The organism is Jeotgalibacillus campisalis, assembly GCF_000829515.1.
GTDB lineage: Bacteria > Bacillota > Bacilli > Bacillales > Jeotgalibacillaceae > Jeotgalibacillus > Jeotgalibacillus campisalis.
This window is the reverse complement of the sequence record NZ_JXRR01000010.1, coordinates 133,937-144,639: the sequence shown is the minus strand read 5'-3', so window position 1 is coordinate 144,639 and position 10,703 is coordinate 133,937. Positions and strand designations below refer to the sequence as shown.

Annotated in this window: 9 protein-coding genes and 1 riboswitch; all 9 genes read right to left on the bottom strand. The window is 42.0% G+C overall.

The features are described 5' to 3' along the window. Positions 1 to 585: 585 nt before the first annotated feature. A complete protein-coding gene (locus tag KR50_RS05835) occupies positions 586 to 1,443 on the bottom strand; it encodes a dimethylarginine dimethylaminohydrolase family protein (RefSeq protein WP_156969474.1) in 858 nt (285 codons plus the stop codon). Positions 1,444 to 1,928: 485 nt separating this feature from the next. Continuing rightward, positions 1,929 to 3,017 carry a homoserine O-acetyltransferase MetX gene (gene metX / locus KR50_RS05830; protein ID WP_052476824.1) on the bottom strand — a complete coding sequence of 363 codons (1,089 nt, stop codon included), beginning with the start codon at positions 3,015 to 3,017 and terminating at the stop codon, positions 1,929 to 1,931. 32 nt (positions 3,018 to 3,049) lie between these two features. Next, positions 3,050 to 4,354, bottom strand: a complete 1,305-nt coding sequence (locus KR50_RS05825; RefSeq protein ID WP_041056043.1) for an O-acetylhomoserine aminocarboxypropyltransferase/cysteine synthase family protein — start codon at positions 4,352 to 4,354, stop codon at positions 3,050 to 3,052. 421 nt (positions 4,355 to 4,775) lie between these two features. Next, positions 4,776 to 4,887, bottom strand: a riboswitch (SAM riboswitch). Between the two features lie 157 nt (positions 4,888 to 5,044). Then, a complete protein-coding gene (locus KR50_RS05820; RefSeq protein ID WP_041056041.1) occupies positions 5,045 to 5,359 on the bottom strand; it encodes a hypothetical protein in 315 nt (104 codons plus the stop codon). 216 nt (positions 5,360 to 5,575) lie between these two features. After that, positions 5,576 to 6,769 carry a cation:proton antiporter gene (locus tag KR50_RS05815; RefSeq protein ID WP_041056039.1) on the bottom strand — a complete coding sequence of 398 codons (1,194 nt, stop codon included), beginning with the start codon at positions 6,767 to 6,769 and terminating at the stop codon, positions 5,576 to 5,578. A gap of 45 nt (positions 6,770 to 6,814) precedes the next feature. After that, a complete protein-coding gene (locus KR50_RS05810; RefSeq protein WP_041056038.1) occupies positions 6,815 to 7,888 on the bottom strand; it encodes an ABC transporter substrate-binding protein in 1,074 nt (357 codons plus the stop codon). Then, complete coding sequence (locus tag KR50_RS05805; protein WP_041056037.1) at positions 7,885 to 8,688, bottom strand: ABC transporter permease; 804 nt, start codon at positions 8,686 to 8,688, stop codon at positions 7,885 to 7,887. Before KR50_RS05805 ends, KR50_RS05810 begins: the two co-directional genes overlap by 4 nt. Then, entirely contained in the window at positions 8,672 to 9,490 is an 819-nt protein-coding gene (locus KR50_RS05800) for an ABC transporter permease (protein ID WP_041056036.1), read from the bottom strand. The genes KR50_RS05805 and KR50_RS05800 overlap by 17 nt, the downstream gene beginning before the upstream one ends. Continuing rightward, positions 9,480 to 10,583 (bottom strand): ABC transporter ATP-binding protein, encoded by a 1,104-nt coding sequence (locus KR50_RS05795; protein ID WP_041056035.1) that lies wholly within the window; start codon positions 10,581 to 10,583, stop codon positions 9,480 to 9,482. Before KR50_RS05795 ends, KR50_RS05800 begins: the two co-directional genes overlap by 11 nt. Between the last annotated feature and the right edge of the window lie 120 nt (positions 10,584 to 10,703).

The following is a 10,703-nucleotide window of genomic DNA, read 5'->3' as shown; positions in this document are numbered from 1 at the left end:
AACAAGTGAACGCCCTTTGTTCACTTGAGCAGCGTGACTTGTGACCTCGAGGGGCTGGTGCCTGGAGCTAGACAAAAGAAAAGCGCAAGGCACCGCTTTGCCCCGACAAGCATAAGACGCGGTGAACAATTGAACGCCCTTTGTTCACTTGAGCAGCGTGACTTATGACCTCGAGGGGCTGGTGCCTGAAGCCAGACAAAAGAAAAGCGCAAGGCACCGCTTTGCCCTGACAAGCATAAGACGCGGTGAACAATTGAACGCCCTTTGTTCACTTGAGCAGCGTGACTTATGACCTCGAGGGGCTGGTGCCTGAAGCTAGACAAAAGAAAAGCACAAGGCACCGCTTTGCCCTGACAAGCATAAGACGCGGTGAACAAGTGAACGCCCTTTGTTCACTTGAGCAGCGTGACTTATGACCTCGAGGGGCTGGTGCTTTACACTTTGCCCGACATGAAGATGATAAACAGCACGATAAGAGCCATTACAACCGGCATTCCGCCGGTTATAATGGCTTTTTTAAACACTTTCATTGTCCCCTGCTCGCAAAACATAAGGTGTACTATTTCATAAGAAAACGCGCCTTCTTTAGGCGCGTTTAATCGGAAGACTGCAGCAGCGGAAAGATCCGCCCGATTTGATAATTTCCGAAATATCCAATTCAATTACTTTGTATCCGGCATCTTTTAATTTTTCGTTAATTTCTTTATTTACAGGCAGGCTTAACATAATTTTATCTCCAAGTGATAACACATTAGGTCCCATTGTAAATTGTTCTTCTTCATTCACTTCGATTAAAGTATAACAGGCTTTAAATCGTTCGATCGTTTCGGAATCAAACGCAGGAGAATAAATTAATGCCTCTGTTGGCGAAACGATATTAAATAAACAGTCCAGGTGCAAAAATTGTGAGTCAAATGGAACTGCAATCACCTCATGATCCGGCAGCTTGCTTTGCAGCTCTGCAATGGCTTCGGTTGTGGTTCGTGAACTGACTCCAACCCAAATCTTGGACCCGTCCACTATAACGTCTCCGCCTTCTATGGCAAAGGATTCAATTTTCTCATGCTTGATTCCCATTTCGTCAAGCCAATCCTGAAGAATTACTTCTTCCCCTTTTCTCATCTCTGTTCCCATTGTAGAAATAAATACTGTATCGTTAATTGTAAAACCTATATCACGAGTAAATACCTGCTCAGGGAACGTATTGATCGGTGGCAGCTGAACGACATCGGCTCCATTGGCATGCAGTGCCTGAATAAAGTTTCTATGCTGTTCCATCGCTTTTTCTGTATTTATATTTTCATCCAGGAAATGCTTTTGTGTCTCATTAATTGCTTCTTCAATTTTCATAAAGGCAGGAGGACAAACCAACACTTTTTCTAGCCTGTCAAATTCATTTTCACACGAAATCACATTGTTGCTTTCTTTTCTTTCCATCAACATATCTGGCCCTCCGTTATCCATTTAGGGTTTGAATGCATGACATTTGTCTAAACCCTTTTGGGTATTATTCCTTTTTCAACATAAGATTAAACGGTTTTTAAGGAAAAAAATTTCATTGACCATTTTACTTTTTATATAAGGCTTTTTTGGGTTTTGAAATTATACCATTACTTTTCAGTAATGCTTTGTTTTTTACTGTCTGGTAACTAATAGTATATGTTTGATGGAAAATGTCCGTGTCTGATCAATGTATATTACGCTAAAAATGAATGCGGCGGGAGAGAAAATAAGAGTAAAAACTTCATACAAGGGACCAAATCCTCTCCCGCTTTCGCCACTAGGGAGTCGGAGTACCACTGGAGAACCTGAGTTTTCCAAAAAAGAAAATAATCTTGAACAAAAAATGTTCTTCACGAACAATTCTTCCTGTTCGTGAAGAACATCTTTTGTTAATGAATCTTTTCAAAGCTTAAGCCGTTCCCAAATTAACGAGTCTGCTTATGCGACCTTTCTGCCAGATGACCTCTTATAATAGGCCCCCATTTATCGTATTCCACTAAAAATCCGTCGTGGCCGAAAGCTGTTTCAACCTCATGAAAAAATCCTTTAGGTGTATATTGGATGAAAGAATGGATATCATTTGGCGGATATAAGAGGTCTCCTGTGAAGCCAACTCCAACCACCTCAGCCTGAATTTGATTGGCTGCCTTTTGTATGCCTCCTCTTCCGCGTCCGATATCATGTCCATTCATGGCATAAAGCAAATACAAATAACTGTTTGGATCAAATCGTCTGGTAATCTTTTCTCCTTGATAACGCAGATATGATTCAACTTGATAATAAGGACGCTCATCCCCAGCAGGCTTTTCTTCTCTGGAAAAACGATTTGTAAAAAGGGATGGACTTCTATACGTCACGAGTCCTACCATGCGAGCTACTTCAAATCCTTTTACATCGCTTGAATCTTCATAATTTCCTTCATTCCACCTTGGATCCTGTTCAATTGCGTGAATACCGATTCGATTAAATGCGATTCCATAGTCACTTAGGGCAGGAGTAGCCGCTAAAATAAATAGCTGATCCATAAATTGCGGATAAAGAATGCCCCATTCAAGTGTCTGCATGCCTCCGAGTGATCCGCCTATTACCGCCCTCAGATGATTGATGGCAAGCTTTTGAAGCGCCTGGTACTGAGCATGCACCATATCCCTTACTGTAATAAAAGGAAAAGACAACCGGTAGAGATTGTTGTCAGCGTTATAGGATGCCGGGCCGGATGAGCCGCTGCATCCTCCCACTACATTAAAGGTGATCGCCTGGTACTGCTGCAGATCTACAGGGGAATCATACCCGACAAATCCTCTCCACCAGCCTGGGTCCTCCTCTGTCCCGACGGTTTGATGACTGCCAGTTAAAGCATGACAAATCAGGACTGCCGGCAAATTGGGATTCCCGACTCTTTCATAGCGGAGGGTTACATCAGGAAGAATTTTTCCAGATTCAAGTGTTAGCGGGCCTATCTTAATCGTGTCTTCAACCCGTTCGACTTTATGCTTTATTCCGTTGTCATTCACCGGGTATCAACTCATTTCAAATAAGGTTTGTTTTAAGGATGTAATGCAACATCTGCAGAGAGCTTAATGGCCTGCTCCAGATCAGCAATTAAATCTTCTGCCGACTCAATTCCAACTGACAAACGAATTTGTTCTTCTGTAACGCCTGAGGCTAAAAGATCCTCCGGTGATAACTGAGCATGCGTAGTGGACGCAGGATGAATGATCAGTGACTTGGCATCCCCTACATTAGCTACATGTGACCATAGCGCGGTTTGATCAATCACTTTTCTCCCTGCTTCTCTTCCTCCTTTAATGCCAAATACGATAATCGACCCCGGTCCCTTCGGAAGATATTTAGCTGCTAATTTGTAGGAAGGATGATCTTCAAGACCCGGATAAGATACCCATTCAACTTGTGGGTGCCCGCTTAAGTATTCTGCTACTTTCTTTGCGTTTTCAATGTGACGGTCCAGACGCAGATGCAAAGTCTCCAGACCCTGAAGCAGTAAAAAGGCACTATGCGGACTTAAGCATGCCCCAATATCCCGCAAGAGCTGCACGCGTAATTTCGCAATATAAGCAGCTTCTTCTAAATCTGCAAATTTTAGTCCATTATAGCTCGGATCAGGGGTTGTGAAATCAGGAAAACGGCCATTCGCAAAATTAAAACTGCCCCCTGATATAACAACTCCGCCAATCGTTGTTCCATGCCCGCCAATCCATTTTGTAGCAGAATGAACAACAATATCTGCTCCATGCTCCAGCGGTTTATTTAGATAAGGTGTAGCAAATGTACTGTCGACGATGAGCGGTACACCTTCCTCATGGGCCACTTCTGCAACTTTTTCAATATCCAGGATATGAAGACTGGGATTGCCGATTACTTCTGCAAACACTGCTTTTGTTTTAGGGGTAATGGCACGTCTGAAGTTTTCAGGGTCCTTTGGATCTGCAAATTTAATGGTAATGCCATATTTCGGCAGGGTCGAAGTAAATAAATTATACGTCCCTCCATATAAATCCGTGGCTGCTACTACTTCGTCTCCTGCGCTGGCTACATTTAAAATAGCAAGCGTAATAGCTGCCATCCCTGAAGATACTGCGACTGCCCCCACTCCACCTTCAAGCAGCGCCATCCGCTCCTCAAAAGCAGCTACAGTAGGGTTTCCGATTCGTGTATAAATGTTGCCGGGCTCTTCAAGAGAAAATAACTTCTGAGCATGATCCGCGCTGTCAAAAACATATGAAGTTGTCTGGTAAATGGGGACTGCTCTTGAGCCTGTAGCAGGGTCCGGTGCAGTTGCACCATGCAATAGCAGTGTTTCAATCCCGTACTGTGGGGGTTGATTTGTCATCATGAATCTCTCCATTTCTATACGTTTTTTGGGTAGCAGCTTGAAAAGAATTTATCATTTTTTTACTCTTTAACGGGCTTTTAATGAGCGTCTTACACTTGTCGGGCCTGGGCGAGCGCTTTGCACTTTTCTCTGATCCAGTTCCAAGCGCTAGGCCCTCGAGGTTGTAAGTCTCGGTGCAAATCCCCCCAAAACCGGGGGATTGTGCTTCGCGTCTTACACTTGTCGGGGCTGGACGAGCGCTTTGCACTTTTCTTGGATCCAGTTCCAAGCGCTAGGCCCTCGAGGTTGTAAGTCACGGTGCAAATCCACCAAAAACCAGGTGGATTATGCTCCGCGCCTTACACTTGTCGGGCCTGGGCAAGCGCTTGTCACTTTTCTATATAAAAAACCCCCTTCATAAGAAGAGGGTTTTGTCCTCCTCTTATCTTTCAGATTAAAATCAATCTGTAGGAATTAGCACCTTTCCGAAAAATTTTTCGTTGGTTGCCGGGCATCGCAGGGCCTAGTCCCTCCGCCACTCTGGATAAGAGTATATTAAGTTAGGTATTTTCGAATCTCTTGATGTGGATTATAGAGCAAACTCCATTTGAAAGTCAACCTTTTTCAGATAATTTAGTCTATATAACTTTTCAGGAGAATAATGTATTTCTACTTTATGTGAGCAAACAAAAAATATAACAAGCTGCTTTATTCAAGATATAGAATAAAATCATCATCCTCTTTTAGGATTTCAATATTTTCCGGCACCTTCAAAAGAATCGCATCAGTACCCGCCTGATAATCCACATCAGAGCGGCCATCCGGGTTAAATTGAGATAAGATCATCGGCTTGGTGAATTGAGTATACGTAATTTCACCTGGAGAAGATGAACTGAAGACAAGCTGAATTTCTCCCTCTTTTTCTACACGTTCAATGGCAATGACAGCCGAGGTCTCAGAAAGAAAACCCGATTGTATCAGCAGTGTAGATTTATCGTAAGGAATCGTTTTTTCCTGAATCAAATATTCTTCTGGTATCTCATCAAAATCCCTGCAGTAATGATTGACAACTTAATTAAAGATTTTTATATAATATGACCGGCTCATTTCCGTTTCAGAAGCTATATTCCGCTTATTCAGAAAAAGTATGAAACCACGCAAAAAATGCCCCTCCAAACAAATACTGTTCAGAGGGACACTTTTTTCGTGTTAATCTCAAGAAAATTAAGCCGCTATTAACTAATTGGACTTTATCATTTTACGGGAAAGCGGGTAAATACCGAAGCTTTGAATAATCAGTGACAGCAAGATAGCAAAAAAAGAAACTGAAATAATAAAATCGATATTGTCAGCATTCTTCGTTTCTAAAATAAGCAGCAGTACCACCGACATGGTCCCTTTAACACCTGAAAAAGCGATTATAAACGATTCTTTAAGACCAAACATGCTGCGCACGGAGGGAATGCTTGCTACAGAAAGTCCGACAACAATGTACCGGATGATCAGACTGAAAATAAAGATTCCTGACGAAAGGATCAGCAGCTCTCCATCTATGTAAGATGAAGCTACCAGCCCAATCGTTAAGAAAACCACTGAAAGCAGTGTCGGTTCAACAATATTCCAAAAACCATCAAGAGCTTCCCTGTAATGATCTTCTTTATTAGTATGAGTAAACTCCCAGGAAAGCATAATGCCCGCAGTGACTGTTGCCAGCACCCCGGAAACTCCGAGGGCTTCAGCTAAATGGAAATTCCCGTAGGCAAGCACGATACTGAGCATGACCTGAAATTCTTTTTGATGGGTGTAATGCACTGCCCTGCTGACAACCCATCCAAACAGCAGACCGATCAATATGCCGCCTGCTGAAACGAGAAGAAACTCCTTCGTAACAGACCAAAACGTAATGCTTGCTCCTGTAGAAATCATCATGACAAGTGTAGTAAAAATAACGATACTGGTCCCATCATTAATCATTGACTCACCCTCGACCAGATCAGCAATTGCTTCATTTCCTCCGCTTTGTTTTAAAATGGCTGTTACTGAAACCGGGTCAGTTGGCGACATAACCGCAGCGATAACAAGTGCTGCAAGAAGAGAAAAGCTCGCAAAAGGGTTCACAAGAAAATAGATGACAATCCCAAGCAAGAATATCGTAATCACTAATCCCCCCGTGCTTAACAACGCGATAATACCAGCATGCTTCCGTAAAGCAGCAGGCGGATACTTGTAAGCAGAAATAAATAGCAAGGAAGGAAGAATCACATCATATAACATTGTTTCCGTCAGTTTTACTTCTCCGAAAAACGGAATAAAAGACAATCCCAACCCAATTAACACAAGGACCGGAGGCTGTGGAAACCATTTAGCATGGATGTCGATGGTATAAACAATATAGCCAACCAGCAATAGCAAAATCAGGTGTGATGCTTCCACATGATCCCCTCCTGCTTTGTTCTCATCAATTTGAGCTGCCCATTTTTACCTAAGTTCAATTTTAAATTCCAGAAACAGCTCATTGTAATACGAGAGCATTTCCTGCCCCAGATTATCGTACACTTCCAATCGATCTGTAATTTCCTCATCAGGATAAAAACGTTCGTCTTCAGAAATCTCTGCCGGCAAAAGTTCAAAACCTGACTGATTCGGCGTAGAGTATCCGACATATTCGGCATTTTGTGCAGCGTGCTCCGGTTCAAGCATAAAATTAATAAATTGATGGGCACCTTCGATGTTATCCGCCGTTTTCGGAATAACCATATTATCAAACCACAGATTTGATCCCTCTTCCGGAATAGCATAATCAAGATCTTCATTTTCAAACATCATATCAGCGGCTTCACCTGACCACACAACGCCAATTGGCGCTTCATTGTTGCCAATCAGCATCTTCATTTCATCCCCGACAATGGCTTTTATATTCGGCGACAATGTAAGAAGTTTTTCCTGCGCAGCAGCCAGCTCTGATTGATCTTTTGTATTCAATGAATAACCAAGACTGTTTAACCCCATACCCATGATTTCCCTTGCGCCATCAACCAGCAGGATTTCGTTTTCAAATTCTTCATTCCACAGATCGTCCCAGGAGGAAAAGTCAACATCTCCTGTAACAGTGGGATTGTAAACAATGCCGACTGTTCCCCAAAAATAAGGGATGGAATATGCATTTCCCGGATCAAAGGAAAGGTCCATGAAATCCGGATTCAAGTGCTCCATATTCGGCAGCTGCTCATGATCCAGTTCCAGCAGCAATTCCTGTTCAATCATTTTATCGATTGTATATTCAGAGGGAACGGCAATATCATAGGTCGTTCCCCCCTGCTCAATTTTAGTCAGCATCGCTTCATTGGAATCAAACGTTTCATAAATGACACGTATTCCTGTTTCTTCTTCAAACTCTGTGAGCAGGTCCTCATCTATATAATCACCCCAGTTAAAAACGGTCAGCGTATCATTACCAGAGGTGCTTTGGGACGAGTTGAGATAATTAACTCCAATAAGAAGGACCACAACAGCAAGTGTGACAACAATAAACATACGCATCAGCTGCTTCATTTTGGCACCCCCATTCCTAAGCCGGCACCGCTTTTCTTACTGATAAAATAATAGCCGATTACCAGTACCAGTGTTACCAGGAAAATAAGTGTGGATAACGCATTAATCTGCAGAGAAATTCCTTGTCTGGCAAGAGAATAAATTTCAACTGACAGCGTTGTAAAGCCATTCCCTGTTACAAAGAAGGTTACAGCAAAGTCATCCAGAGAATACGTCAATGCCATAAAAAATCCTGCAAAGATCCCCGGTGTAATAGAAGGCAGAATCACTTTTGTTAGTACATCGAGCCTGCTTGCCCCCAGATCTCTTGCTGCATCAATCAGCGTTGGGCTCATTTCCTGCAGCTTTGGCAGGACCATGATCACCACAATTGGCACACTAAACGCGATATGCGCAAGCAGAACAGACGTAAAGCCCAGTCTGATCCCGATAAACGTAAATAAAATTAACAAGGAAGCACCAATAATGACATCCGGACTGACAATCAAAACATTATTTAAAGAAAGCAAGGTATTTTTATTACGCTGTCTTTTTACATACGTAATCGCAAGTGCACCAAACACACCGATAACGGTTGAAATCAGCGAGGATAAAAGTGCGATAATCACGGTATTCAGTACAATAATTAATAGTCTCGTATCCTGAAACACTTCAATATAATAGTCCCATGTAAAGCTCTCAAACCCATACATAGTTCCTCCGCTGTTAAAGGAGTACACCATTAAATAAAAGATCGGTGCATATAAAATCACAAAGACTAAAGCCAGATAAACAGCCGGCCAATTAAACGTTTTTTTCATTTGCCAGCCCTCTCTTCCGGTCGCCTGTTAAAAACATAATCACTGCCATTACGGCGATCAGAAATACAGCTATAGTGGATCCCATTCCCCAATCCTGGGTAACGAGAAAGTGCTGTTCGATGGCAGTCCCAAGTGTAATGACCTGATTCCCGGCAATCAGCCTTGTAATCATAAACAGTGACAGTGATGGAATAAAAACAAGCTGACAGCCTGCTTTAACACCGCTTGCTGTTAACGGGAAAATCACCTGCCGGAAAGTCTCCCAAGAGGAAGCACCTAAATCACGTGAAGCGTCCACAAGCGTTGGGTTCAATTTATCTAAAGCATTAAAAATAGGCAAAATCATAAACGGAATAAAAATATAAACCGAAACAAAAACAAAGCTGAAATCAGTAAAAAGTATTTGTTGTGTACCTATTCCCATCGTCTCAAGTAATGCATTTACTGGTCCATACGTGCCAAAGATTCCTAAAAAAGCATAAACCTTAAGCAGAATATTGATCCACGAAGGAACAATGATCAACAGCAGCCAGAGCTGTTTATGCTTTGTCTTCGTTAAAATCAGTGCTGTCGGGTAGGAGATTAAAAGTGCAAACAGCGTAATTAAAAAAGCATACCAAAATGAACTTAACGTCAATTGAAAATAAGTGGATGTAAAAAAATGAGTCCAGTTGCTTAACGTAAATCCGCCATCAAGACCTCTAAAGGAAAAAAACAAAACCAGCATGACAGGGGCGATTACAAATAAGGCAATCCAGAAAGCATAGGGAATGAGAAACAGATTTCTTGATCTAGTTTCCATAGCCAGTCTCCGAGTACCCTTCCAGTCTTTTGTCAAAATCTTCTTCCGACTCGTTAAACCGCATCACATGAATGGCTTCCGGTTCAAATGTCAGCCCGATTTGTTCTCCTACTTCTGCCTTTTTCGTCGAATGAACAAGCCATTCATTATCAAATTCATCAACGCAGCAAATCTCAAAATGAACTCCTCGGAAAAGCTGGGAATCCACCTTCACTTGAAGTTTACCTGCGCTTTCCTCTGTAATCGTTAGATCTTCAGGGCGAATTACCACTTCAACCGGCTCATCCCGCTGAAGACCGCGATCTACACATTCAAACTCCTTACCGGCAAATGATACGTTGAAATCAGCAATCATTTTCCCTGCTGCAATATTGGATTCTCCAATAAAATCAGCCACAAACCGATTGATTGGCTCATCGTAAATATCCATTGGCGTTCCACTCTGCTGAATGACTCCTTTGTCTAGAACAAATATTTCATCCGACATCGCAAGCGCCTCTTCCTGGTCATGAGTAACAAAAATAAACGTAATGCCCAGGCGCTGCTGCAGTTCACGCAATTCATACTGCATCTCTGTACGCAATTTCAGATCAAGCGCCGATAGCGGTTCATCGAGCAAAATAACCTCAGGTTCATTCACAATTGCCCTTGCAATTGCGACACGCTGTCTTTGTCCCCCTGACATTTCACTAATTTGTCTCGTTTCGTATCCTTCCAGGTTTACAAATTTCAGCGCTTCTTTAACTTTTGAAGTGATGTCAGATTTTTTTAGTTTCTTTATTTTCAGCCCAAAGGCTACATTTTCAAATACATTTAAATGGGGAAAAAGCGCGTAATCCTGAAAGACTGTGTTAACCTGGCGCTTATTGGCCGGCAAATGATTAATTTTTTCTCCGTTAAAATAAATAGAACCTGCTGCCGGTTCCATAAAGCCTGCAATAAGTCTCAATATCGTTGTTTTCCCGCATCCTGAAGGTCCAAGAAGCGTGTAAAATTTCCCTCTTTCTATTTCAAAGCTTACTTCATCTAAAACGACCGTCTGATCGAATTGATGTGTTACTTGATCAAACCGGATGATTGTATTTTGGTTCAATTCTTCTTTCCTCCTGCCTGTTTTGTAGCAATTTATCCTACATTATACGCTATTTTTTTAAAGATACTAAAAAACTTTTATTTTCTTCATTCTTTCTATTTACTAAGAAGCTTTTCCATT

Bases quoted from the DNA above. Each gene is read 5' to 3' on its own strand.
- KR50_RS05835 (WP_156969474.1), bottom strand. From the start codon at position 1,443: ATGTTGATGGAAAGAAAAGAAAGCAACAATGTGATTTCGTGTGAAAAT.
- KR50_RS05825 (WP_041056043.1), bottom strand. From the start codon at position 4,354: ATGACAAATCAACCCCCACAGTACGGGATTGAAACACTGCTATTGCAT.
- KR50_RS05810 (WP_041056038.1), bottom strand. From the start codon at position 7,888: ATGAAGCAGCTGATGCGTATGTTTATTGTTGTCACACTTGCTGTTGTG.
- KR50_RS05805 (WP_041056037.1), bottom strand. From the start codon at position 8,688: ATGAAAAAAACGTTTAATTGGCCGGCTGTTTATCTGGCTTTAGTCTTT.
- KR50_RS05800 (WP_041056036.1), bottom strand. From the start codon at position 9,490: ATGGAAACTAGATCAAGAAATCTGTTTCTCATTCCCTATGCTTTCTGG.